Annotated in this window: 23 protein-coding genes; all 23 read right to left on the bottom strand. The window is 48.4% G+C overall.

From position 1 onward, the window contains the following. Nucleotides 1–69: 69 nt before the first annotated feature. The 23 genes from C3B52_RS11840 to C3B52_RS11730 all read right to left on the bottom strand — a co-directional run bounded on the left by C3B52_RS11840 (nucleotide 70) and on the right by C3B52_RS11730 (nucleotide 26,340). Nucleotides 70–957 (bottom strand): alpha/beta fold hydrolase, encoded by an 888-nt coding sequence (locus C3B52_RS11840; protein WP_103106291.1) that lies wholly within the window; start codon nucleotides 955–957, stop codon nucleotides 70–72. Nucleotides 958–1,040: 83 nt separating this feature from the next. Continuing rightward, on the bottom strand, nucleotides 1,041–1,469 hold the full coding sequence (locus C3B52_RS11835) for a hypothetical protein (protein ID WP_103106290.1): 429 nt from the start codon (nucleotides 1,467–1,469) through the stop codon (nucleotides 1,041–1,043). 241 nt (nucleotides 1,470–1,710) lie between these two features. Beyond that, on the bottom strand, nucleotides 1,711–2,892 hold the full coding sequence (locus tag C3B52_RS11830) for an MFS transporter (RefSeq protein ID WP_103106289.1): 1,182 nt from the start codon (nucleotides 2,890–2,892) through the stop codon (nucleotides 1,711–1,713). Nucleotides 2,893–3,071: 179 nt separating this feature from the next. Then, a complete protein-coding gene (locus tag C3B52_RS11825) occupies nucleotides 3,072–4,061 on the bottom strand; it encodes a helix-turn-helix transcriptional regulator (RefSeq protein ID WP_103106288.1) in 990 nt (329 codons plus the stop codon). Between the two features lie 89 nt (nucleotides 4,062–4,150). After that, nucleotides 4,151–5,125: a biotin-dependent carboxyltransferase family protein gene (locus C3B52_RS11820; RefSeq protein WP_103106287.1), complete on the bottom strand. Its 975-nt coding sequence runs from the start codon at nucleotides 5,123–5,125 to the stop codon at nucleotides 4,151–4,153. After that, nucleotides 5,125–6,012: a 5-oxoprolinase subunit B family protein gene (locus tag C3B52_RS11815; protein WP_103106286.1), complete on the bottom strand. Its 888-nt coding sequence runs from the start codon at nucleotides 6,010–6,012 to the stop codon at nucleotides 5,125–5,127. Before C3B52_RS11815 ends, C3B52_RS11820 begins: the two co-directional genes overlap by 1 nt. A gap of 15 nt (nucleotides 6,013–6,027) precedes the next feature. Then, a complete protein-coding gene (locus C3B52_RS11810; protein ID WP_123058855.1) occupies nucleotides 6,028–8,082 on the bottom strand; it encodes a sigma 54-interacting transcriptional regulator in 2,055 nt (684 codons plus the stop codon). Between the two features lie 118 nt (nucleotides 8,083–8,200). Next, nucleotides 8,201–8,959 (bottom strand): LamB/YcsF family protein, encoded by a 759-nt coding sequence (locus C3B52_RS11805; RefSeq protein ID WP_103106285.1) that lies wholly within the window; start codon nucleotides 8,957–8,959, stop codon nucleotides 8,201–8,203. A gap of 16 nt (nucleotides 8,960–8,975) precedes the next feature. After that, entirely contained in the window at nucleotides 8,976–10,316 is a 1,341-nt protein-coding gene (locus tag C3B52_RS11800) for an acetyl-CoA carboxylase biotin carboxylase subunit (RefSeq protein WP_103106284.1), read from the bottom strand. A 46-nt stretch (nucleotides 10,317–10,362) separates the two neighbouring features. Then, complete coding sequence (locus C3B52_RS11795; RefSeq protein ID WP_103106283.1) at nucleotides 10,363–10,605, bottom strand: acetyl-CoA carboxylase; 243 nt, start codon at nucleotides 10,603–10,605, stop codon at nucleotides 10,363–10,365. A gap of 19 nt (nucleotides 10,606–10,624) precedes the next feature. Further along, nucleotides 10,625–11,593, bottom strand: a complete 969-nt coding sequence (locus C3B52_RS11790; RefSeq protein WP_103106282.1) for a biotin-dependent carboxyltransferase family protein — start codon at nucleotides 11,591–11,593, stop codon at nucleotides 10,625–10,627. Beyond that, a complete protein-coding gene (locus tag C3B52_RS11785) occupies nucleotides 11,586–12,470 on the bottom strand; it encodes a 5-oxoprolinase subunit B family protein (protein ID WP_103106281.1) in 885 nt (294 codons plus the stop codon). Before C3B52_RS11785 ends, C3B52_RS11790 begins: the two co-directional genes overlap by 8 nt. A 54-nt stretch (nucleotides 12,471–12,524) precedes the next feature. Further along, nucleotides 12,525–13,133 (bottom strand): nucleotidyltransferase family protein, encoded by a 609-nt coding sequence (locus C3B52_RS11780; protein WP_103106280.1) that lies wholly within the window; start codon nucleotides 13,131–13,133, stop codon nucleotides 12,525–12,527. 26 nt (nucleotides 13,134–13,159) lie between these two features. Further along, complete coding sequence (locus tag C3B52_RS11775; protein ID WP_103106279.1) at nucleotides 13,160–14,299, bottom strand: XdhC family protein; 1,140 nt, start codon at nucleotides 14,297–14,299, stop codon at nucleotides 13,160–13,162. Nucleotides 14,300–14,303: 4 nt separating this feature from the next. Then, nucleotides 14,304–15,536 (bottom strand): vWA domain-containing protein, encoded by a 1,233-nt coding sequence (locus C3B52_RS11770; RefSeq protein ID WP_103106278.1) that lies wholly within the window; start codon nucleotides 15,534–15,536, stop codon nucleotides 14,304–14,306. After that, entirely contained in the window at nucleotides 15,533–16,453 is a 921-nt protein-coding gene (locus tag C3B52_RS11765; protein WP_103106277.1) for an AAA family ATPase, read from the bottom strand. Before C3B52_RS11765 ends, C3B52_RS11770 begins: the two co-directional genes overlap by 4 nt. Then, nucleotides 16,453–17,310: an FAD binding domain-containing protein gene (locus C3B52_RS11760; RefSeq protein WP_103106276.1), complete on the bottom strand. Its 858-nt coding sequence runs from the start codon at nucleotides 17,308–17,310 to the stop codon at nucleotides 16,453–16,455. Before C3B52_RS11760 ends, C3B52_RS11765 begins: the two co-directional genes overlap by 1 nt. After that, nucleotides 17,307–19,655, bottom strand: coding sequence for a xanthine dehydrogenase family protein molybdopterin-binding subunit (locus C3B52_RS11755; RefSeq protein ID WP_103106275.1), 2,349 nt, complete (start codon nucleotides 19,653–19,655; stop codon nucleotides 17,307–17,309). The genes C3B52_RS11760 and C3B52_RS11755 overlap by 4 nt, the downstream gene beginning before the upstream one ends. Nucleotides 19,656–19,658: 3 nt before the next feature. After that, complete coding sequence (locus C3B52_RS11750) at nucleotides 19,659–20,180, bottom strand: (2Fe-2S)-binding protein (RefSeq protein ID WP_103106274.1); 522 nt, start codon at nucleotides 20,178–20,180, stop codon at nucleotides 19,659–19,661. A 23-nt stretch (nucleotides 20,181–20,203) separates the two neighbouring features. Beyond that, nucleotides 20,204–20,659, bottom strand: a complete 456-nt coding sequence (locus tag C3B52_RS11745) for a CoxG family protein (protein WP_103106273.1) — start codon at nucleotides 20,657–20,659, stop codon at nucleotides 20,204–20,206. Between the two features lie 258 nt (nucleotides 20,660–20,917). Then, nucleotides 20,918–21,196: a hypothetical protein gene (locus C3B52_RS11740; protein WP_103106272.1), complete on the bottom strand. Its 279-nt coding sequence runs from the start codon at nucleotides 21,194–21,196 to the stop codon at nucleotides 20,918–20,920. Nucleotides 21,197–21,217: 21 nt separating this feature from the next. Continuing rightward, nucleotides 21,218–22,873 (bottom strand): SWIM zinc finger family protein, encoded by a 1,656-nt coding sequence (locus C3B52_RS11735; RefSeq protein WP_103106271.1) that lies wholly within the window; start codon nucleotides 22,871–22,873, stop codon nucleotides 21,218–21,220. A gap of 2 nt (nucleotides 22,874–22,875) precedes the next feature. Beyond that, nucleotides 22,876–26,340, bottom strand: a complete 3,465-nt coding sequence (locus C3B52_RS11730; RefSeq protein WP_103106270.1) for a DUF4132 domain-containing protein — start codon at nucleotides 26,338–26,340, stop codon at nucleotides 22,876–22,878. Nucleotides 26,341–26,347: the final 7 nt, after the last annotated feature.

Genomic DNA, 26,347 nt, shown 5'->3' with positions numbered 1-26,347 from the left:
ATTGATGTTACGCACGCATCATTATCATTATTGTTTACATAATATTTATTATGTGCACTAATTTTCGCGTCAGTCCCGCCCCGCCTCGTATAGCTTCTGCGCCAACATCGCTGGTCTCGTAAGCGTGTCCGTAAAATGGTCCCCGTCGCCGACGATCAACCGGAACTGTCCAAGTCGTCTGGACATATGCGGATGCCAGCCATAGCCTTCTCCTTGTGGCAATGTGTTGTCTTGGTAGAAAAAGATATAGCTTTTTGGCGTAGACAGCGCGTAAAACGCTTTAAGATCCAGCTTCTCGAAAAGTGGCTTAGCTGGTTCCGGTGCGACGCTTGCATACAGGTGCTTGGCTTCCTCAAAAGTGGCTGTATTGACAAATGCATCTCGAAACAACGGATAAGGGAGCATGATCGTATCGTCCGTTGAGCTGGCTCTGAGCTGTTCAAAGCCTTGCCTCATTTCGGGTGGAAACTCGTCAGAAACTGATTCACCGTCCTTGAGTACAAAAGCGTCCCAGAAGACTAGACGCCTGATGCGATCCGGCACTTGTTCTGCAACCTTTTGGATGACAGATCCGCCGAAGCTGTGCCCGACGAGCACAAAGTCACGCAGGTCCCGCTTCGTTATAAAATCAACGACTGACTGCGTAATCATCGCATGTGTGACATCTTTGTTTGGATCGTTGCCGTGACCGGCGTATTCTGGTGTATAGACCACATGACCTTGATTCCGCAGTACCGCTGCTACACCGTCCCAGAAGTGGGCGTCTGCCCAAGATCCATGCACGAGCACGAAGGTTAGCTGCTTTTGTGCAGGTGATTGGTGGCCTACATCCGAACCATGTACACCCTTGGTCCAAGGCAACCATCCTTCTGAATAAGGGGAGGAATAATACCTGATTGGCAAATATCTATACTCGGGATAGGTAAATTGGTAAAATTCTGGGCGATAAGGAAACATGTGAAAGACATCCTCTCAAACATATATGGTCAGCTTATGCCCATTTCATTTGAGAGGTTCTCAAGCTCGATCCATTCGAAAAGCTACCGAATCATTCTCTTTTTAACGAAGTAAAAAGCAACTAATACGAACAGCACTACGAAAACGTACAGTAAAAAGTCTGACCAGCCATACCTACCGCCCGCATATTGACCCTCATAAGCTGCCTTTATAAAAAGCCCTTTATTTTCTTTCACAGCGATTGCATCCTTTATATCAAGTCCAATAATTTCGTAATATTCAGTTCCTTTTGGGTATCGGTTCGAAAAATTCCCTGAGTACGTACCTTCCTGATCCGAATAGGTAGTAACCTTTCCGATTCTCGAACCGATTTGTTTTGGATCTACATGCTCCTCTGAAATCACATATATACTTCCGTCATTGACAACGAACATATACGCCCAATTCGCACTGACAGAACCAATAAATAAAGTACATGCAAGAAAGAGAGCTGAAAGTACACCTATCCTCATTTAATTCCCCCTTCGTTATATTCGACGCCTTTATCATGTACTACTATTTCCCTAATATTATGAAAATACTACAATAAGAAAAGCAAATAAAGCGTTCTTTCACAGATATCTTTTGACATTTTGGCAAACTCGGGTGGTAGCACGAGATCCAAAAGCGCAATCGGATACGATTGTTTCATAAAAAGAGGTATCCAGGAATGTAAGTTTACCTCCTGAATATCTCTTTGATTTTCCAATTCAGTTACGAATTAGCTACCACTGTATCCACTCTTCTCTTTGTAAAAATACGAATACAAAACAGGAAGAGCAATACGGCGCAAACCGCATACGGAATCGTCAAATGAAGCGAGTATAAAAAGGTTCCAGTCAAAGGTCCGATAAACGAGCCCACCCCTTGAACCGCTGCTGTATAGGAGGCAACGGTTGATTGCTCACTCGCCTGAACTGCAAGTGATGCCGCCGTAATATAGCCAGGCAGTGTAAACCCGATTCCGATTCCGAACAAAATGAACACGATTAGGTACAACGTCGGAGCCAACAAAAATAGCGCAAAGGCGGCAAATAATGATGTCATGCCGATTTTAAGCAAACGAGCTGGCTTCCATCTGAGGTAGCGTCCTACCATCAGCTGTACGACCACAACAATGATCCCTGCCAAGGAAAGTCCAACGCCGATCTTGATAGCTGCATCGATCGCGGTTAACGCCAGCTGATCCTCCATATAAATCCCGCACGTCACCTGCAGAATGATCATGACAGTCGACAGCAACAGGCCAATCGCTACATAGAGACTGATGCGCGGATCAGTAGCCGACAGCTTACCACCCACTGCCTTTTCCCACTGCTTTTGCTGGGGAGGAATGATCCACCCAAAGCAAATCGCCACCAAAATAAGCAACGCAGCCGATGCATACATAGGTGCTGTGAAGCCAACGGAGGTCAATGCCGCCCCCAAAGCTGGCCCAAGTACAAATCCCATGCCGCTCGCTCCCCCGAACAACGCTATCCCGGATGCCCGGTTTTGAGCAGTTGTCCACTCCATGAGATAGCCCTGAGCCAGCGTTGGAATCGCTCCAAAGAAAAATCCACCGACTGCCCGCAAAATAAACAACTGCCAGTAAAGAACGATGGGATTTGCCGTGACATGCTGTGCCTGATCGGATAAATAAGCAAAGCTCGCGAGTGTCAAAAGATAGCCAGTGATCGCAATCACCATGACCCTTTTTCGCTTGGTGCGTGCCCATTTCCCCCATAAAAAGCTGCCCATGATCCAGAACAAGCCAGTAATTGTCACCAGACTACCCGTTTGAATCTCTGTAAAGCCCAATTTGCGCGCCAGTAATCCCAAGATCGGATTGAAGGTGGCGATGGAAGTCATAGCGACAAGTACTGTGATAAAAATCATCAGAAAGTTTTTGTTCACCGTGTTCCTCTCCTTTCTGATAACGATTATCAACGATTAGGAAACACTGCCTCTACTTGCATCAGGATTATTTATCCCTACAGCGGGAGCAATTTCGTAAATCGGACTACGCTATCTCGTAACAAGAGTGAGCGGCGGTCATCATACAAAAAAACAACCGTGCCGCAGCAAGGTTGTTTTCAATAATCAAAGTGCCTTTTCACGTATTCACTCGGATTACAGCCGTACTGTTTTCGGAAGGCTGTCGTAAAGTTACTGGCATTGCTATAACCAACAGCTATTGCCGCCTGTCCGATGTTTACCTGTTCTGTTTCCATCAGCAACAGTGCTTTTTCCAGACGCGCCTTTCTCACCTGCTCGAAGATCGTCATATCGTACAATTCACGAAAGCCCTGTTTTAGCTTGAACTCATTCATTCCAACCTGTCGTGACAGCTGACGAATCGAAAACGGATTTTCCAAATGCGTGAGGATGAGCTCACGAGCCTGCTCTATCACTTCCCGGTCCTGCTTTCGCCACTTGGTCTTGGCTTTCGATGAGGGCTGCACAAAGCTGTGATCCTGATTGACCAGCGCAATGATTTCCATCGCTTTGCTTTCCAGATAAAGCTTCTTCAGCGGTCCCTGATATGTGCAAAAGTACATGTCGTGGACGCATTTTTCAATAGCTGGGGTCACGTCAAACGCGTCGATGCTGTCCGTATGCCGCTGTAAAAAAGCTTCCATAGAGCCCCTGTCCTCTACCCCATCGGTATAGCCGAACAAATGCTCAGGACTCATGCGTATTTCTAAAAATTGATTGCGGACAAGTGCCTTTCTTTCAACATAGATTTGGCTGTCTTCCAGAAACACGACATTGCCTTGTTGACGGCTAATATGTCGTTCCCGTCCGTTCCACGCACAATACGTATCACCATTAAGACTGTAATTAAGTTCAAGCAGGCGACAGCTTTCCTGTATCGTTATCTTTAGGTCCTCAACCAAACAAACATCGGTGATGACGATTTCCATGCCCGGTCGTATGCGTATACGAGTGATCTCTCCAGAGCCGATATGTGACGGGATAACAGCCTGTTGCTCCCACTTCTGGTCTCGCATCGTCCCTTGCATGGATTTCAAAAAGAGCGGATAGTAATCATGTATATCCGAAATCTGCAATTGGAGTTCCATTCTCGTCTACCTTTCCCGCCGAATCGATCCAGCGACTGTAAGGTATTGTATCATGCGATAAACGCTGGTGGTCAAGTGTGGCACTTTACTTACTTCAATAGGCTCTGCAGTGTTAAAATTTTCTTTTTCTTGCTCATCCGTGCCTCGATAGCTTGTTCCATCGTAACGGCAATAAAACGTGTTTTCGTCTGCGGCCTCGACTGTGCGACTAGGTCCAGGTCGGTACTGATCGTCGTTCCGAGTGTGACAAATCCCCCGCCCGTCGTTGCATCACGTAAGAGCAGAATCAGCTCTTTTTCATTCGGAACCATAATCGCTCCGATCGGATAAACAATGTCAACCGTATTGGACAGGTTATTGCCGGCACCAAATGGCGGATCAATCAGCTTGAATGACGCGGATGCACCGGAATACCGATATGCGATATTGTTGGACTCAAGTCCCACCTGCCACTCGGAATTCAAAAAAGCTCTGACACCTTCATCGCTTAAGCGGTAGCTGGAGATACCCATAACCATGCGAATATCAACAGCCGATGAGAACTTGGGCAAATACTCCTCTGGTATTCGCGTGCCTACATGATGAAAAACACCTGGCAGCGGTTCTCCGATCGTGATTTCATCTCCTGCCAAAAGCTTTCTGCCTTGAAAGCCCCCGAGCTGACTTATTGTGTAGGTGGAACGAGAGCCGAGTACGTGAGGCACCTGTATACCTCCAGAAACACAGAGGTAGGATTTTACTCCTTTTTGAGCGGTACGAAGCGATAAAATATCACCTTCCTGTACACAAATGGTCTCCCACATGGGCACAGCTGTCCCGTTCAGCTTGACATCCAGTGGCGCACCGGTTATCGCAATGACTGTTTTTTTCCGAACCTCGATTTTAGGACCGAGCAGTGTAATTTCCAAAGCCGCGTAATCGGCTGGGTTTCCCAATAAAATATTTCCTAGAACGTAGGAGTATCGATCAGCAGCACCCGAAGGAGGGACTCCCAGATGATAGTAATCTTTGCGTCCCATGTCTTGCACCAATGTCTGCAGTCCACCGTCCAGGATGTACAGCATTAAAATCCCTCCATCAAGTGCGTCAAGTATTCTTTCTTGTTTGCAAAATACTCCTCTGTGGAGAAATCGACATTTTTGATGCGGTAACGATACTCCCCTTCCTTTACCTGCCGGACGATCTCGTTGTATTCCGACTCATCGACCGGACGATGCTTCCATATGTCGCCAGGTCTTGCCAAAAAGAAAGTATCTCGCAGATCATATAGTTTTTGCGACTGGTCAAAGATGGGCACAGCACACATCCCAATTAATTGATAGCTGCCAGGAGCATTCAGTGGATAGATCACGGTAAATGCACCGCCAAGCCCAACGGCCCGACTGGGTGTATCCGTTCGTGGACTACTGTATTTAGGTGTTTGGATGATTTGCTTTTTCTCAAGACCTAACGGATACTCCCACGCTGTACCTGGAATGAATCCCATCATGGTGATCAAATAAGGACTGGACGAATGCGCCTCGATGAATTCCTCTTTAGTCGAAAAGCCGTTCAGCTTCCTGACCAGTTCAAAATCACTGATGGCGTCATGCGAAATATTGCGCTCGGAAAATCTGCGGCTGTACTCCTGTGTCAGCGGATCATCGTACCAGATCGGAATTTCTACGATTCGCACCTGCATGTTCAGTTCAGAGGGATTGCTTTTCGTGATATCGATTTCTTTCAAGTACTCGAGTAAATCAACTGGAGAAATGACTTCCGGATCAAAGCGAATAATGTACGAAGAATTCGAAGGACAAATGTCATGCACGCCTGGAATATTCCGTTTGCGCAGTTCATTTGTAACCGCAAGCGCCTTGAAATTGCTTTCCTCACTCATATCCCCGGAGATTTCCGCGTAAATATATTCGTCGCCGCCAAAGTCGAAGCGGGTTTCTGGCAAGGTAAACATACGGTTTGCTCCTCTCTATTGAAGTCGTCGTTGCATGCGTCTGCTTACCGTTGCGGGACTGACTCCTAAAATTTTGGCGACTCTAGCAGCTGTGCCGTATTTTTTTAGCGCCAGGGAGATTAATTGGTTTTCCACTTCCTCCACCGCTTCTTTCAACGGCATGATATCGAGCACGACTGCTTTATTTTCCCGAACGATCGACTCTTCCTTGAACAAATTCGGAATGACATCCTGTGTACCGATGCTATCTGCACGTGTCTTTACTACGAGTCGCTCAATGACGTTCTGCAGCTCGCGTACATTGCCTGGCCACGAATATCCCTCCAGCATATGTAGTGCATCCCGATTGATGCTCTTTTCCAAGCCGTACATCCTGTTGAACTCCTTTAAAAAATGAATGGCGAGCGGTATGATGTCTGCGATACGCTTGCGCAGCGGCGGAATTTCAATCGGAACCACATACAGTCGGTAATAGAGATCTTCCCGAAATTTCTGATTTTTTACCAATTCTTTCATATTTTGATTTGTCGCCACAATGATCCTGACGTCCACGGGAATCGTACGTGTCCCGCCCACTCTCATAATCTCTTTTTCCTGCAAGACACGAAGCAGCTTCACTTGCATGTTATAAGGCAGCTCCGTGACCTCATCAAGAAATATGCTTCCTTTGTGCGCCATTTCGAACATGCCTGGCTTGCCTTTTTGGTCCGCTCCCGTAAAAGCTCCTTTTTCGTAACCGAACAGCTCGCTTTCGATCAAGCTTTCCGGGAGAGCTCCACAGTTTACGCGGATGAAAGGCTCGTTTTTTCTCAGGCTGAACTCGTGGATGGCCTGCGCAAAAACTTCTTTTCCTACTCCTGATTCCCCCACGAGTAAAACCGTCGAATCGACTTTGGCGATATGCTTCAGCTCATCCACCAAGCTCTCCATGATTTGCGACCGATAGACGAGCTTCTTGTGATTTACTTGCTTCGTCGCCAGCTCAGAGGCATCTGATGCAGGCGTCACTTCCAAATCCGAACGCAGCATATGAATGCCTGTAATATCACGCGACAGGATGACGACTTTTTCCAGCTTGTCTCCATGAAAGACTGGTGTTGCCACAGACCATACCATTCGGCCACTATTTGATTCTTGTATCAGTGACAGCTTTTTCTTTTGCGTCATACATAAATCAGCGATGTTCGGGTAAAAAATGCCTGCTTTTTCTAATTGGTACACATCACTTTCGATCAGCTCCTCAGGGTGCTTCACCTGCCAAAATTCCTGTAGGAACGTGCCAGCGATCCTGACAATTTTACCTGCATGATTCACAACCACGATCTGTTCGTTCTCCGAAGAATAGATTGCCTGCAAATCATCCGTAATATTTCGCACGAATTCCAGCTCGTTCACAGCTTCTCCCAACCGCTCACGATGAGAAAAAATATGTACGATTCCAATAATTTTGCCATGCTCGTATAAAGGAGAGAAGTTACCGCTCGTCCGTTTAAAATTAATCGAGCTTTCCACACTCAATAATTGCTTTCCAGACAATACCTCATCCAGGTCTTTGTCGATGGTGAGTAGTGTCTTGTAATTTCGGTATAGAAGCACGCTTTTGGGCAAACCGAGAATTTGCTCAGCCGTTTCATTCATGAAGGAGACTTCAAAATGAGAGTCCGTCGTAATGATTCCGATTCCTGAGCTGTTGAAAATGTGGTTTAATTGTTCTAGCTTGTACTGTCCCAGCCGATCCCGCGCATCTCGCGCACTGGTGTAGCCAACGATATTTCCAGTCTGGTCAACACCTAGTACTACAGAAATGTTGTGATAAAAAGTGATCGGGCTATCGACCGGAACCTTCACGATATCTTTTTGGAATTCAACCTGTTCCAGGAGATTGCCTGACGCCTGTATTTGCTTTAACAGAGAGCTGCGATCGATGTACCCCACAATTCCTTGTTGCTCATTTCCTATCAGCAGCCTCGTCAATTTACTTTCCTGCATGAAATCGAGAGCTTCCTGTAATGTACTTTCTATCGGTAAATGGATTGAAACCGGATGCAAGATATCGTTCCATACCAGCAAGCTATCCCCTCCGAAAGCATGAATTTTTAGAAAACTCCACCCTCTCTAGCATACCAATCTTTTCATATGTATGGGAGCATTATTACGAAAAAGAAGAAGCTGACCGCAAAAAATGCGATCAGCTTGCTTGAATCGGTGCTACCGTTATTTCTGCGGCGCGCAGAGCCTCGTAAATATGCTTGATAAGGATAGGGGCTCCTGGAGTGTCACCGTGAATACAAACAGTCTCGGCATGAACACTTGCTTCTTCCCCGTCTGGCGTCAGCACGATCCCCTCTTTTACCATCCTTACTACACGTGCAGCCATCATCTCGTAATTTTCAATCGTGGGTCCCGTCCTCGTCAGGACAATCGAGCCATTCTTTGTATGCTCCCTGTCCGCGTATACTTCCCGTGCAATCGGGATTCCCATTTGCTTACCGACTTCTTCAACTGCCGAGTTTTGCAAGGCGAATACGATCATTCTATTTGATACCCGGCCCAACGCTTCCAATATGGCTCGGGCAAGCTTTTCATCATCCATGGCCATCATGTACAAGGCACCATGCGGTTTGCAATGTTGAAGCTCCATATGATAGTAGGAAGCGAACTCTCGCAAAGCTCCTACCTGATACATAATATAATCTCGAATTTCATCTGGCGTGCAGGACATGTATCGCCTTCCGAAGCCGATCGAATCGGGAAAGCCCGGGTGAGCGCCGATCGCGACATCGTACTCTTTTGCCATTTGAACGGTTTTGTGCATCACATGAGGATCCCCCGCATGATAGCCACACGCAATGTTGGCTGAGGAAATATATTTGATCATTTCCTCATCATTGCCCATCTGGTATAAGCCAAAGCTCTCCCCCATATCACAATTCAAATCGACCTTCATGTTATCCCCCCTGATGTCATCCTTTTAAAAGCGTCTCTTCAAATTTGGTATTGTAGGTACCCGCCTGAAAAGCTGAATCATCCATGATGGATGCTAATAAGGGCAGATTGCTTTTTATCCCGCCAACGATGCATTGCTGCAATGCCTGCTTCATTTTTTCAATCGCTTCCGCTCTGCTTGCTCCATGCGTAATAATCTTACCAATCATAGGATCGTAAAAAGGAGTCACCTGATCTCCTTCTGTCACCGCAAATTCCAGTCGAGCCTCTACTGGCACTACCAACGCGTCGATCTTGCCAGGTGAAGGCATAAACGTCCGAGCATCCTCTGCATATACCCGGCACTCGATGGCATGGCCTAACGGATTGGACGGTATAGCCCCTCGATCAATCGGAAGATTTGCCGCAATCTTTAGCTGCCACTCGACCAAATCGATGCCACTGATTTCTTCTGTGACAGGATGCTCCACTTGAATACGGGTGTTCATTTCCAAAAAGTAATACTGGCCTTGTTCATCTACAATAAATTCCATGGTGCCGACATTCGTATAGCCGATACTCTCTGCCCCTTTTACTGCTGCGGCACACAATGCTTCTCGTGCAACGGGATCAAGAAATGGTGATGGTGCTTCCTCGATGATTTTTTGGTTGCGCCGCTGGATCGAGCACTCCCGCTCCCATAGATGCACGACGTTTCCATGAACATCTCCCGCAATTTGTACCTCGATATGACGTGGAGAAGAAATATACTTTTCCAAAAAGAGGGTATCATCACCAAAATACGATCCGGCTCGCTGCGCTGTACTCTCAAACGCTTTTTCCAGCTCCTGGTCGCTGTGTACGATCTGCATTCCGATGCCACCGCCACCAGCACTTGCTTTGAGCATGACCGGATACCCGATTTCATTTGCCACCTGCTTGGCCTCATCAATAGAACGGAGTACCCCATCTACACCGGGAACGATTTGGATTCCTGCCGCTTTCATCTGTTTGCGTGCCGCTATTTTATCGCCCATCAACCGTATGACAGAGGCGGAGGGACCGATGAACATAATTCCCTCCTCCGCACAGCGTTCAGCGAAGGTACTATTCTCAGCTAAAAAGCCGTATCCCGGATGAACTGCATCCGCCCCCGTTTGTTTGGCAGCCTGAATAATGGCTTCCAGATCGAGATAGCTTTTTTTCACGGGTGCAGGACCGATAAGAACTGCCTCATCAGCTTCTTTCACAAACAGGCTAGCTGCATCAGCCTCCGAATAAACAGCGACAGTAGAAATCGACAAACGCTTGCACGTCCGAATAAGGCGGCGGGCAATTTCACCTCTGTTGGCAATCAGCACTTTTTTGAAATGACTCATGAAGTCCTCCATTTATCCAAGCTGTTTTCGCGGACAATGTGGTCGCCTATTTCAGGACGACAAGCTCCTGATCGACATCGACAATGGTTTCGTTCTCAACCGAAAAACGGTCAATCACGCCATCTTCCTCGACCTTTACCTCGTAAAAGTTTTTCATGACTTCAATCAAACCGACGATATCACCTGATTTGACTGTGTCACCTTCCCGCGCGTAGTCCGGCTGATCAGGGCTTGGCTTGCGGTAGAAAATGCCGGGAAGCGGCGAAAGAATTACTTTTTTCTCACTCATATTGATTCCTCCTGTTTTGTCATAATGAGGCGGCAATTCGCGAGAGCTTTTCCTGCGTTTCACGTCTCGCTTGCAGTGCTTCCTCCAAGGAAACCGCCACAAAACGGACTTTATCATTCGTCTTGATTTGACCCATCCGATTCAAATCCGTGCTGATGACGGTAGCGATCGTCGCATATCCCCCGCCTGTAACAGCGTCATGTAGCAGGACAATTGGCTCGACGCCATCTGGTACTTGTATCGAACCGATGGGATACCCGAGATCGGTTACGTTGGACGGATTGCTTCCCGCCCCAAATGGCTGCTCCCGCTCGACGAATTGCAGCCGCTCACCGCGATGCCGATAACCGATCCGATTGGCTTCCGGTGTTACCGTCCATTCGGTATGTAGGAACGTTGCTTTGCTCTCATCTGTCAAGCGATAGCTACAAAGACCGACAATCACCCTGATTTCATGCGATTTGCTGAAAACGGGAATATCCGTATCCGCAATTTTGCTGCCGACTGGCACATCCTTTTCCTTCATGTCTGCTGTATGCACGATATCCCCCGCTGCCAACGGTCTTCCCTGGAAGCCGCCGATACCAATCAGTGTATAGGTCGAGCGAGAATTCATGATGACAGGTACGTCAATGCCGCCTTCTACAGCCAAGTAAACCCTCGCCCCTGACTTGACGAAATCAAAGGACAGCACATCCCCAGCTTTGACCTCCAGCGTTTCCCACATCGGTACGGCTTGCCCGTTGATTTTTGGGGGAAGGTAGCCACCTGTCAGACTGATCCGTGTATCCGAACCGAATTCCAGCTCGGGTCCGAGATACGTGATCTCCAGCGCAGCAGCATGCGGTGCATTGCCCACCAACAGATTGGCTACTGTGTATGAATACTGATCCATCGCTCCTGAGGGAGGCATACCGATTTCGTAAAAGCCGATTCTGCCCCTGTCCTGCACAGTTGTTTGCAGACCTGCTTTGATGACTTTAATCATGGTATAACCTCCTCATGACGTTCTCCGAAAATGACTCCAGATCGGCAAGTACCTCTTTCGGGGTAAAGGTGAAGTCTTTCTTTTGATACGTAAACGTACCGTTCTCGACTTGCTTACGAATGTCGTCATATTCATCACGGTTAATGCTGCGGTAGCGGAAAATATCGCCCTGCTGCGGAAACACCATCGAATCTTTAAAATCAGGCAGCGTTTGTTCTTTTTGATAAATCGGCGCTGGGGCAATCCCGTAGAGCTGGTATCCACCAGCCCCTTGTACCGGATAGATGACGGAAAAGGCACCGCCGAAACCAAAAGCCCTCTCTGGCGTAAAGGTTCTTGGGCGAACGTATTTAGGGACCTCGATCTGCTTTTCACGCTGAACCATCTGAAAGCACCAGGGCAGACCTGGAACAAATCCGATCATGGATACGAGAAACGGTGCGCTTGTGATTGCTGCTATGAAATCCTCTGTATTGTCATATCCATTAATACGTGCAGAATATTGCAGGTCGGTAGCCTCAGGATCTTGATGTCTGTCGCGAAAACGCATCAAGGCCTCATGTGTCCACGGATCTTCAAACAAAACAGGGACATCGACCAGCCGAGAGGAAATCGTCACGTCGAACGGGTCCGTCGTCCTTTCAATTTCCTTTAATTCGTCCATCAGAGCGGCTGGATCGACTATATCAGGATTAAAGCGGATCATGTAAGAAGCATTGGACGGACAAATATCCAATATTCCATCAATCTGTCTCTCCTTCACTTTTCTCGTAATCGCCATGCCGGTAAAATTGGATTCCAGGCTCATCTCTTCGGAAAGCTGGACGAAAATAAATTCGTCACCGCCGTATTCGTATAAGGTTTTCATCGTACTCATGATCCGTCACCTCCATAGCTTTGTGTCTCCAAAGAATGCATACTCATCAAGGGCTCATGATATGTGCAATGCTTGTTCAAAATCTTCTGGCGTATCGATGTCCACGTGAATGCCCGGATCATCAACAGGTAAAAAGAAGCGTTGCTCCATCGCAGCCAGCACCGATCTAGCCCCCTGATCCCCCTCTACACAATCAAATTGGCCTTGGTACACGTTGCCCAAAAAAACGGGGTGACCGGGCTTCTCCAGGTACATGGGTTGAATGGCAAAAGGCATTTGAAGCTCGAGCAAGCTCTCTTGCCCCCGCTCCCAAAGTCGATGCACGGTTTCGCGTTTGATAAAGGGCTGATCCCCCAGAAATACTGTGACAGATCGATGGTTCGGCAACGCTTGCTCGATGCCCATCCGAAACGAGGTGCTTTGTCCTGATTGGTAATGAGGATTAACCACCCACCGAAAACGCGGATCGGCAACATGGATGCTCTGCTGGATACGATTCTCTTCATGACCAATAACTGCGACGACCTGGGAAAAATCGATGGAAATCGCCAGTCTGATCACCTGCTCCAGCATCGGACATCCGTGCAGTGTAAGGAGCTGTTTCGCACTGCCCATTCTGGACGCTGTACCCGCAGCCAATATGACTGCACACCCCTGATGCATAAAAAGACCCTCACCTTCTTTTCACGCTAGCCAGCAATGACTGTATTTTGATGGATTTGCGCTTTGTCGCGGAGCAATCCACCCTCATGTCCTGTCCGTTTCGCAATGATTTCAGCCAAAATGCTTACGGCGATCTCCTCTGCATTGTCTGCACCAATATCCAGCCCTATCGGATTGCAAAGTCGTGCCAGTTGCCGCGCGGTAAAGGGCGATCCCGCTTTTTCCAGTGAATCCATGATTCGCTCGCGTCGAGATCTCGGTCCTAAGAGCCCAATATACGGTGCCTCAGATGGCAAAGCGAATTTTAGTGCTTCCTGATCTCTCTCCATGTGATGATTCATGATCACGACATAAGACCTTTTCCCAACAGCGAGCTGCTCCGCATACTTTTCTGAATCAATGAGCAAGCGAGTCGCGAGTGGAAAGCGCTCCGCGGTATTGTAGCCCGGTCGAGGATCTACGACAGTTGTAGGAAATCCGAGCGTTGCACTGAGTCTAGCAACCGGTATGGCATCGTTTCCTGCACCGAAAACAAAGACAGTCGGAAGCGGAACGACAACATCAAGAAACAGGCTCAGTGAGGTCCCGTCTTCGAGAACGACAGATTGGCTGGACGATCGGGGATTTTGTTTATGGAAAAGCTCCTTGGCCCATTTTTCCACGTAGCGGTTTATCCCTGTATTCCCCAGATTCCCTGTAACATTTCCTTTCTCTGTGAGAACCAGCCGTTTACTCGCTGACTCGCAAGCGGTCTCGTTCATCCCGATTACCGTACATAAAGCTGCGGCTTCCCCTTTTTGAATCGCTTCAGACCAGACAGAAAATGCAGGTTGCAGCTTTTCCTGTCCAGCTATTGGCTCGATAAAAATGTCTACCGTCCCCGGACATCCCAGCCCAAGCCCCCAAACCAGATCCTCATCCAGCTCGTAGCGCTTCAGGATTGCTTTGTTGTCCCGAATGACACCTTTGGCGACCTCAGCTACATCAGCTTCCAAACAGCCTCCGGATATTAAGCCAACGTAGTGACCCGTGTCATCGATAAACATTTTTGCACCTTCGCGACGATATGCCGATCCTTTTACCTTTACGACCGTTGCCAGAGCTCCTTTTTTCCCTGCCCGTATCGCTTCATTCAGCGTGTGCAGGACTGCCTCATTCTCCCGCATATGATCACCTCCGACATCTAAAGGCAGCAGCCATTTTTTTGTATGAACGAGCGTCATGGGCATGCGAAAACGTGTCAACATAGGGGAGTGCCGCTTGCATCCCTCGAGCTGTTGGTTCATAGCCCGGCATCGCGAGTAGCGGATTCAGCCAAATGACGCTCGCACTGCGAGAATGAATGATCTTCATCGATTGCTGCAGCACTTCGACTGATCCTGTTTCAAGCCCATCACTGCCAATCATGACCACTGTGTTTTTTCCGAGTATGCGGCGTCCCTCTAGCTGTATAAAGGTTGCCAGTGATTCTCCGATACGCGTACCGCCTCCCCATTCTGCCCCTTGAACGGACAATGCCTGAAGCTCATGCCGTTTTGTCCGATACAGCTTTGCAGTCACTCTTTTCACGTGCGTGGAAAAGAGGAAGACTTCGACATGGGCAGAGCAGCAGGTCAAGGCGTAGGCAAATTGCAAAAATCGTTCTGCAAAACCACTCATCGAACGGCTGCCGTCGCAGAAGAGCACAAATCGTATCGGTTTTGGCTTCGGACTTTTCCAAGCCAGCTTAAAGATCTCACTGCCTCCCTGCCTATTCATTCGTAGCGTTCTGCGAAAATCGAGCTGGCTTCCCCTCATGCCCATCTCCAGCCTGCGGCTTGTTTCCCGCTTCGCTCGATTTAGGAGCAATTTTGCAGCTTCCATCGCCATTTCTAAATCATCAACCGGAATGCGTGCATGGGTAGCGGCGTCTCTGTGCAGTATGGAAGTCAGAAACGAGCTTCCTGCATCTCTTGCTTCCAGTAAATCCATTTCACTGGGAATGCCTGTATCGATGCCGTATAACTCCTGACTAAAAGGCGACTTCACAGTTGGGCTCTTTCTTTTCTCAGCTTGAGAGGCTGAATCGACTGGCTTCTGCTTCCTGCCCATAGCCAGGAGATTATCCTCAGAAGGCGGCTCAATGCTAATGGGGTCGAGTGAGCTCCAGGAATTGCTCCGAAAATGTACCTCAAACAACTCATCAAAAAGCTTCTGCTCATCAGGGCTTGAGCAAAGCACGAGGCGAAGTGCTTCCTTCACATCCGTTACGTTTGCCGCGCCTGTGATCTCCATGGCACGAAGCGAGTCTATTGTCTGCTCTGGACCGATGAGAAAGCCCAGCTGACGCAGTTTTTGGCAAAAGATTGTGACATGCCTGGCCAGGCTGCTCGTTGGTGGACAGCTTACTCTGCCAAGACTCATCGCTCCACATTTCCTGCAGACAGCGTTTTTTTTAGGAATTCGCCATGCTTCATCTCGTGAAGAACGAGCTCCCAATCATCTCTGTCTTTCAAAATGCAGCCTAGCGTTTCTCGCATCGTTTCTTTATCCAAAACCCCTTGATGTAAGGTCATTAAAGCGATTGCCCAATCCAGGCTCTCTGCAATTCCCGGTGTTTTGACCAGCGGCAAGCGGCGTATTTGCTCCATCATCTGAGAGATTTGCTCAGCCAAAGCCTTATTTATGTCGGGTATCTTTGCTTGCAAAATCTGCATCTCTTTTTCGATGTCCGGGTAGGAAATCCACTGGTACAAGCACCTGCGGCGGAGGGCATCGCTCAATTCTCGCGTTCGATTGGAGGTCAAAACGATGTATGGGCGATGCTGTGCCACAACCGTCCCCAGCTCGGGTATCGTTACCTGAAATTCCGCTAGCGTCTCCAGCAGGTATGCTTCAAATGCTTCGTCTGCCCGATCGATCTCGTCAATAAGCAGGACGGGCGAGGACACTGGGTCTGTCAATGCCTCCAATAATGGCCTGCGCAGCAAAAATGCTTGATCAAACAGCTCCGCTTCTTTTTGCCGAAGACTCCGCCCGTCGTTTTCACTTAGCTTGAGGTGAAGCAATTGCTTTTGATAATTCCATTCATACAAGGCCGAGTGGACATCCAATCCTTCATAGCACTGCAAGCGTATGAGGCGTGTTTGCAGGACCTGTGCGAGCGCTTTGGCAATCTCCGTTTTTCCTACACCTGCTGGACCCTCGATCAAAAGTGGCTTTTGCAAGGAAATCATCAGCTTGAGTGCAGTTGCCGTAGAGCTGTCTGTCACATATCCGTTCTTGGCAAAGGCAGCTTCAATGGCAGTCAGACTAATCAAATGCTCTTTGATCCCAGTCATCACAAAAGAATGCGGGACAGCGCTCGCTCGGTATAAACGGTGGCAAGGTTACGTCGATATTGCTCAGAAGCAAAGAGATCATTCCCAATCTCTCCCTCTTCTGAAGCCAGGGCTGCTGCCTTCTGGATCGTTTCCACTGTCGGCAGCTCTCCCAACAGTGCTTGCTCGACGGAGGTAGCCCGGTAAGCGACATCTGCAACTCCATTTATGCCGATCCGAACGAAATCGATCCGTCCATCCTCTCCGACTCCTGCGATGGCACAAACGCCGACTACAGCGTATCCAGAGGCCGGATGAGCGTATTTCAAATAAACACTTTTTGTATGATCCGGTGGGATGAGGAAGGAAATAGACGTTAGCACGCTTGTCTCAGGAAGTGCTGTCACCAGTGGTCCGAGAAAAAATCCGTCAATGTCGATGACTTCTTTACCTTCTTCTCCTTGGACTTCCAGGAGGGCCTCCAGCGCCAGTGCGACACCAGGCAAATCCGCAGCAGAGTCAGCATGAGCCAGATTTCCGCCAACAGTACCGCGATTGCGAATCTGCATGTCGCCAATCGTCCTGGCTGTATCTGCCAAAACAGCAATGTTCTCTTTTACCAGAGCATCTGAATACAGCTGCTTATGTGTGGTCAATGCTCCTACAATGAGTCTATTTCCTTCCTGTCGAATCCCTTTCAGCTCCTGAATGCTGCTGATGTCAATCAGCTTGCCAGGATTGGTTAAACGGAATTTCATCAGCGGAACGAGACTATGCCCACCTGCTAGAAATTTGCCTTCTCCGTCACTCTCCTGCATGAGCTGGATGGCTTCCTCGATTGAACCTGCTTTGACGTAATCAAATGCGTTAGGTATCATGCGTTTTCCCCCCTAGTCTGCATGGCTCTCCATACTTTTTCCGGTGTCAGCGGCATATCCAGATCCTTGATGCCGAATGGTCGCAGCGCATCCATGACTGCATTCACAACTGCTGGTGGTGCTCCAGTAGTACCGGTCTCTCCCACACCTTTTGCGCCAAGAGGGTTTACGGGTGACGGCGTCTCAGTAAAATGCGACTCGATCGTTGGGAAGAAACGAGCTTTTGGCATCGTATAGTCCATGAACGTGCCAGACAGAAGCTGTCCATTGTCGCTATAGACCGCACCTTCCCACAGTGCTTGCCCAATCCCTTGCGCCACTCCACCGTGAACCTGTCCTTCTGCCAAAAGAGGGTTAATGACACGTCCAACATCGTCCACAGCAATATAGCGTTTCAGCTCAACTTCACCCGTTTGCACGTCTACCTCGACCACACATATATGCGCACCGAACGGATAGACAAAGTTCGGCGGATCGAAGAACGATTGACCTTCCAAGGATGGCTCTACCCCATCTGGTAAATTCCATGCAAAGTTGGCGGATTTCGCAATCTCCTGAAACGAGCGCGATTGAGTCGGGACACCTTTTACAGAAAATGTACCGTTTGAAAATTCCAAATCTTCCAAAGACACTTCTAATTCATGGGCAGCGATCGTCTTTGCTTTTTCGATGACACGGTCAGTGGCAATTGCTACCGCAGCTCCGCCCACTGCCGTATTTCTTGAGCCGTAGGTGCCCCAGCCCATTGATACGCTACGCGTGTCACCAGAGATAAGCTCGATATCGTCGATCGGGATACCCAATTTCTCGGCAACGACCTGGGCAAATGTGGTCGCTGTTCCTTGACCATGTGGAGATGTGCCTGTAAACACGGCTACCTTTCCAGTTGGATGGACACGAACCGTGCTGTTTTCCCAAACCCCACCCTGGAATCCGATTGCGCCAGCTACCTTGGACGGACCGAATCCACAAAGCTCCACATACGTTGACACTCCAATCCCGAGCAATTTTCCCTGCTCTCTGAGTCTTTCTTGTTCCGCCCGAAGCGATGCATAGTCCGCAATATCAAGAGCACGATCCAGCGTATAATGATAGTTTCCACTGTCGTAGCTTACGCCCATTGCCGTTCCATACGGGAATGCTTCTGCTGGAATCAAGTTCTTTTGCCTGATTTCCACCGGGTCCATCCCGATTTCTTGAGCAAACAGGTCAACGATTCTCTCGATTTGGAACGCTGCTTCCGGCTTGCCTGCACCTCGATACGCATCTGTCGGGGTCGTATTTGTGTAAACCCCATACGTGACCACAGATGCTTTGGGAATTGTATAGGCTCCTGTCACCATCAATCCAAAGTCAATCGTTGGACAGCCTGCTCCAAACGTAGACAGGTAGGCACCTAGATTTGCCGTATTTTTGACACGAATGGCCGTGAAAGTACCATCCCGTTTTCCCGCCAGCTCTACTTCGATAACCTCGTCTCTCGCATGTGTGGTCGCCATGAAATGTTCTTTTCGATCCTCGATCCATTTCACTGGTCGCTTCAGGTCCCTGGCTGCGTGTCCAATGACTGCTTCCTCATTATAGGTAGCGATCTTGGAGCCGAATCCTCCACCGACGTCAGGGGCCACAATCTGCAATCTCGATTCGGGAATATCCAGTACACCTGCGTAAACCATGCGATGAATATGTGGATTTTGCGAGGTACACCAAATTGTTAATTCGCCACTGCCGGGATTGTACTGAGCGACTGCACCGCGTGTCTCAATCGGGTTGGGAATCACACGCTGGTTGTACAAGCGCTGCTTGACGACGACCTCCGCGTTTTGAAATTCTTCCTCGGGAACCTCGCCTGCTTTCCATAAGAGAGCGAGGTTGTTTGCAACATCGTCATGTACAAGTGGTGCGCCTTCGAGCAATGCCGCTTCCTGATGAACGACCGCCGGCAAATCCTCGTAGTCTACCTCGACCAAATCAAGGGCATCCCGCGCTATGTAGCGGTTTTCTGCTACAACGAGTGCCACACACTCTCCAGCGTATCGGGTCTTGCCCTGTGCCAGTGCACTGCGATCCTTGGGCTTCAGGTCTGCTCCTGGCAACAGCCACATGGTCGGCACAGACTTTACCTTCCCGACGAGATCATCTCCGGTATAAACGGCTACCACACCGGGCAGTGCGAGTGCTTTGGACACATCTATCCTTACTATTTTCGCATGCGCATGAGGACTGCGCACAAAAGCCCCATGAAGCATACCGGGCAGCTTGATATCATCCGTGAAATTGCCATTGCCAGTGATAAGCTTGGGATCTTCCTTTCGTTTCTGTGGAGTTCCGATTAGCTTTGCCATCGTTTAACGTCCCTCCCCTGTACTCAAGGTCGTCTCTTTCACAGCATTGCCCTCTGCGATCAGTTGTGCTGCATGCTGTACTGCGCTTACAATAAACTGGTATCCGGTACAGCGACAGATGACCCCCTCCAGTGCATCGCGAATTTCTTCTTCGGATGGATTTTGATTTTCTTTGAGGAGACCAACCATGGAAATCATCACACCTGGCGTACAGAAACCGCATTGCAGGCCGTGCTTTTCCCAAAATCCTTGTTGAATCGGATGCAGCTGCTCCATATCGCCTAAGCCCTCTACTGTGGTAACCTCTTTTCCATCAGCTTGCACTGCGAGGACCGTACAGGATTTTACGACATCACCATCTACCATGACGGTACAGGCTCCACACTGACTGGTATCACAACCGATATGCGTACCTGTAAGATTCAGCTCATCGCGCAGCAAATGAGCAAGGAGCAGTCTTGGTTCGATTTCAGCCTGGCGTGTGACCCCATTTACTGATAGGGAAATGTTCTTTTTACATGTCATCTCCGGCACCTCCTTATTGATTCTTACTCTGAATGCGTTGCCAGTTGCTTCATTTCTTTATCCACCGATTTGAAAAATTGACCCAGCACCATTTTGGCGACACCGCCCATGACTCGCTGGCCGACTGAGGCGAGAACACCTGTTACCTGTACTTCTGTGGAGCAAGTGAGCTGTGTGCCCTGCCCCACCTCGTCGAGCTGCATGTCTGCCACGGCGTCAATCTCGCCGGGCAAGCCTTTTCCTCGAACGAGCAAGCGATAGGAGGAAGGTTCCCTCTGGTCCACCTGCTGCACCTGCCCTGTAAATACTCCTTTTACCGGACCAACACTCACCCCCATTTCGGCTTGATAAATGCCAGCGTCCGTCTGGGCAAAGGATTTGCAGCCTGGAATCGATTTTTTCAAGACTTCTTCGTTCTGGATAAGCTTCCAAACGACATCTCTTGGAATGTCAAAAGTGTATGTATGCTCGAGTTTCACAAATCTCACTCCCCGCTGTCTATTGTCTTGTTTCCCTGCTGAAGTCATAGACTTGCTGTTACACTCATAAATAGCAACTTCTGTGCCATGCTATTCTTGTCAGGTTTTCGCTAGGAAATACGACCCATTATTTCAATTTTGAAATTATTTGTTTCATTTTTGAAAGACATCCTCGCATCTTTGAATCCTTTCCCACGCACATGCAAAAGAGCCTTACCCCGAGCTAGCTTAACGGGATAAGACTCCATTTTACATTCATTATGCAGTTCTTTTCAGCATGGATAAATATTGTGTAACGTACAAAAAACGAGTAACTAGTGGCTCGGCGTCCGTCTGAATGGAACGGGTGTAGCTTCTTCCTTCACTAGCCAATTCTTCCAGCAAGCCAGCCAGAAAGCTCATCTCGTATGTTTGTGCCGTTTCTTGAAAATGAAGCAGCTCATCGATGTCACGTCCATCTATTTTATAGATGCCCTTGAGCAGGAGTCGCTCCAGCCAGTCTGTCAATTTATCCATAAACATTTGCATCTGTTCCATCTGGTGCACGCCCCTCATTTCTTATAAATCCAGCTTGATACTGGTGAGCGAGCTTCCTTGCAAGAAGCTGATCGGAACATAGCTGTCCCCTAGATTCTGGACCAGCACAAACACATCACACAGTTCCAGCAATCGCTTATTTCGTTCCAGAGAATTGAGCGAGCGAGCAAATTTCTCTTGATACGTAATTACCAATTCCAATGAATAGCCGTGATCATCTTCAATCGTGATAGACAGCTGCTGGGTAGCATCATCAAACTCGACATGACTTACTTTTTTTGCCAGGACTAAGAAAATGGTATCGGTTGACTGTTCAAACAAATCTCTCCTCCGAAGACTCGAGATGTTCGTCCAGTCACGAAGGAGCGTTTCTCCCAGGTCGATATCCTCTATGTGCAGCCTTGGTTGAAGCGTGAGCTCAGTTTCCTCACTGGAGGAAAGACGTTGCTCCCGATTGGTTTTGGGGTGCGCCAAGACAACCTGTGATCTCGACAGCTCCTCCATCGTCACCAAATCGCTCCAGGGAGATTTTCCTTTATAGCTGTTCATATAGGAGAAGGAATTTCCTTCATAATAAACCGGACGTGCTTCTGTGTACGTATATATGCGCTTGTCGTCTAGCGAGAAAAAGTAGTACGTAACTCCCTTGTATCCTGAACGTGTTTCCCAAGGATTCGCTCCCAACGAATACAATTGCAGCTGCGGGATCGTATAGTACTTGCTTTTAAAGCTTCCAAGCAGTTGCTTCTTCTGATCATGGTGCTCTGCTTTTTCCAGAGCAACCAGTCCCAGATAAACCCGTGTCAGCCTTTCAAGCAGCCCTTCCTTTGAAAACTGCACATGCCGCTGAAAGAAAAGAGACAGGTCGCCATTAAGTCCGCGTATATCCGTTTCCACATTCGGCAGATTGCCGTTATGAGCTGCTATAGCTAACAGTTCTAGCCGTGTGCAGATCGTGTTTGGCAGCTTCGCGAGTCCAATGCCAAGCACTTCCTGTATCAGCTCTCTTGTTTCCCTGACTACTTCCTCGTCATAGCTTACTTCCATGGTGGTTGCTTGTAATGACGCACTGTCATCAATCTGATTAGCGTGCCGATAGCGCAGCAAGGCTTCCAACTTGTGGATGCAGTTACCTTTTGACTTGCAGCTGCACATCGTCTTCGCGATTTCTGAATCAGGCTCAAATGTGACAATTACTTTTTGCGCGGTCATCGTCACTGTAAGAAAGGACGTGACAGCTATTTGGATGTCATCATCATATTCCAGTCGAAAAAGAACTTCTTCAATCTGAGCGGCCGAGAACGCTTTGGCTATTTGCTCTGGGGTTACACGCAATAACCATTCAAAGTCGGGCTGATAGCTCTCTCCCTCCTGAGAGGGTATATCCGCAGAGAGCATATTCTCTCTATAGTAGACGATGGCGATCAGCACATGCTTGCAAATTTTATCGGAGGGGCATGAGCAGGAAAACCGTGAGATATCTGCATGAAGTCGGCATACGCTGTCATCCGACAGCGCACACTCGACGAAATCATCCGCAAATTCGTAGGAAACCGATATCCCTTTTTCCATGTCTTTGAGCGAACGATTGTAAATGCCTTTGTTTGCGTATTGAATCAAATACTCTTCATTACAAAGAGCAATAAATCGATGGAAATCCGTCTTGAAATCGGCCATGACTACTTGCCTGCTGCCCGTGTCACATCATAAACGGTTTCACTGAAAACGCGGGCAGGTATCTCCGTGAGCTTGATCCGCTCTGTCGGTTGGTAGTAATGATAGCGGTACTGATTGTCTTTCGCTGAATAAAAGGCGAGCTCCTCCAGCTGGATATCCTCCATGCCGTCATAGTACGAAATGCTCGCACCGCTAATTTTAAGCTCTGCCACAATATCCCCGTACACTTTGTGGAACTCATAATAGAATCCGGCATCTTGTGGGATTCCTTTTGTCCAACCGAATTTTTCCATCGTTTTAGCAAAGGTCGTAGGCGTGTACGAATCCTGAGGCAAACGCAGGATGGCATGGACCTTCAGCTCTTCCTCTGTCGGCAGAAACGCTTCACGATTCAATTGATCAAATGGTTGCGTAATTTCGTAATCTTCCAGCTGCGTGCGCCAGCCAGCAAGTGTATCTGACTCCAGCTCCAGCGGGTGAATCAAGCCGATAAGCTGGCCATCTGCAAGCTCATATTCGTCTTCATCCACAGTGTTAAACGTGCCATCGTCCATGTAACGGAACGTATCGACGAGCTTTCCATCCTGGTAAACACCCCAGACGAGTCCGATCGCAAACTTTTGCATGAGCACGTTTTCTACAAAAAGCTGCTTCCACGCTACAGTAGACCAGAAGCGCGCCTTGGACAGGAATTCCTCGAGGCGAAGCGATTGAATTTTGACCAGATTTTTCAAATCCTTTTTCAACAGAGCAAATGTAGCCCGTGCCTCTTCCGCCTTTTGCTGATCGTCTTTCGCAGACGGTGCAGGCAAATTTTTCACAGCTTTTCCTGTACTATCGTTGATAACCTCTAGCTCCAGCTCATTGTTTACTTTGACCGTGAAGGTGCGATCCCCGTAGTCAAATACCTGCTTGCCGGAAGCATCAAAGCCAAGCTGTGTTACCAATCGGTCCTCAAGCTCTTCTGTCGAGATGTTCTGGTTCGTGGCAGCCATGTTCAATGCTTCCTCTGCTGCATTTTTCACTTGTTTGTTCTTGATGGATCTCTTCGTGTGGTCAATGATGCGCAAGGCAGCCAGGTCGTCGGAAAACGACAGCGCGCGAACGCCATCCGAAGCCAATGCTCCGCGTGAATGATCGGTCCAGTCTTTGATCATCTGTCCAATCGTATCGACACTGCGTCGGTCGCCAAATGCGATGCAAAGCGGCATGACCCATTTTTCTTTTGCGACAGCTCCATTATCCAGCCATGCGCGCAGAACCTCTGCTGTAAAATCAGCCAGTGACGCCGCAGACAAGTGCTCCTTCAGTTCAAGGACGCGAGGATTCGGCGCTGTTTGCGCTTCGATAGAGCTCGTCAAAATGTACTCCATCACTTCTCTGCCGAGCTCGTTGCCTTCCATGTCGCAAAGAGCAGGAAGCAGATCGAGAGGAAGCCATTTGATTCGTACCAATTTCCGCTTATCGACCAGATTCCCGAGATTAGACAGGCTTGCGTCAGGTCCGCTTTCCTCTGAATCCACAAAGGCTTGCAGCAGCGTTTTGAATTTGTTGTTTTTCTCTTTTGCAAGCAGCTCCTGGAAAATTTCTTTGCTATCTTCCAGCCCACGGATAGCATCCAATGCCAGCTCTTTCACTTTTGCTTTTTTCTCCGTGGTGTAGACGTGCACGTACAGCTCCTTATCCTTTTGCAGGAGGAATTCTGCGTTCGCAATCGCCGACACCTTCTTCGAGGTATCTCCCATTCCGAGCAATATGGCTTGATTTCTTAGATCAACTGGCAAGGATTCCTTTTGCGCTAGCATGGTCTCCAATACGAACATCCGGACTTCCGTATCAAACTGTCCAAAAGAGGCCAGGCAGATTTCTGGGCACTTTTTAATCAGAGTCGCATAGTTCTCTTCGTTGACCTGTGTGTAGTAATAATACGAGCCCTTGCTTTCCAATATCTGAACGACAAGCTTTTGCAGGTCTATGTCCTCGTCACTCCGGAAAAAATCAACGAGACTGCCCAGTTGGTCCTGAAACGCATGAGCAAAGCAGAAAAGACCGACCTTACGAGAAGACTTATCGACATAATTGCTAAAAAATTGGAGCAATCGCTGAATAAATGGGTGCTCGATAGACAAAAAACTAAGCAAATACATCTGCCGTCCTACTCGCTGCATGTCCTCTAGATGGGATGAACCCAACACCTCTTCAAGCGTGCAAGTACCTTGCAGGAAGCTGGCGAGCTTGGTTGTCCCTTTCAACCGGCGAAGCGAGTCTAAAATGATCGTCTCCAGGGAATGCTCCTGATCCGATAGATCGATACCTTCGGCTTGCATTATTTTGAACAGATAGCCCTTAATGATCGGAAGCGTGGTCAGTTCGAAAGCCCGTCTTGTCTTGTCGATGTTCGCCACCGTCAATTCATCCAGCTCTCGCCAAGAAACTGGCGCGGAAGTAAGGTGATTTCGCAGCTGCAGTAGCAATAAGTACGGCTCGTCAATCTGTACGAGCTCAGCCAATTGTACATCCTGCGCCAATACATCTAGTGGGAAAAGCTCCATGAGAATGGTCAAGACAGAAAGCAGCTCGCGATCCTTTTTATCTGACTGTGCAAGGAAAGCTTCAATCCCTCCCGCGACGTGCACGCGGTAGTACACCAGGCTAAGTATCATCTCCATATAACGCTTCTTGTGCTTGTCGTTCAAGACAGAGCCTTCGTTTACGATCTCGTCAGGGAAATAGGTTTCCCGAATCTGCGCTCTTTTCTCTTTTAAAAATGCCGGGGGCAACACTTCAATTGTGACCGAATGATTGCTGTTGATTTGCAGCATCGTGATGTTTTTTGCCAGATTCCATAATTGGTTGATGTACGCTTTCTCGTCTCCAGTAACGAGATGATAGTAGATCGGCTCCAGCTTTTGCTTCGCTTCTTCCAGCAGTGTAGGCGAAATTTCATAAGCGTACGCAATGAGCAGCAAGTGGTTCGCCCGCTCGAATACGGAATTATAGTCACGGTTGATACTGGCGCGATAATCCTCAGCAGCCTTCACCATAAACTCACTGAAAATAGGGAGTCCGAAATGCTCGACCGTTTTTTTCATAGCTTCGAAAGCTTCTTCCTCTTTGGAAGCGCGCCTTTTGGAAGCGTCGTTTAGCTTTCGCAGTTTAATCGCATCCCAGAAGCATTTCTCCATGACGTCTTGCTTTTCATAAAAACGATGGCTTGCCCGGTACACCAGCTCTGCCGCACGGAAAAAAGCCCGCTCATCTCCGCTTTTTTTCAGCCTGTCGAGCTGGGTCATAACTGAATAGCCATAAAACCGCTGATTGGCCTCGATAGGCGGGCATACATCGGTTTCACCAGTCACGTAGTCAGCGATCTGATCATGCAGCTGGCTGTTAACGTGCCCAATGTTTATATACTCTTCTACAAATCGTTTCGTAAGTGGATCAGCGACTGTTTTACGCAGTACCAATTCAATC

Origin of the sequence: Brevibacillus reuszeri, assembly GCF_002897295.1 — a bacterium.
Classification (GTDB): domain Bacteria; phylum Bacillota; class Bacilli; order Brevibacillales; family Brevibacillaceae; genus Brevibacillus; species Brevibacillus reuszeri_A.
This window is presented reverse-complemented; position numbering and strand designations above follow the sequence as displayed.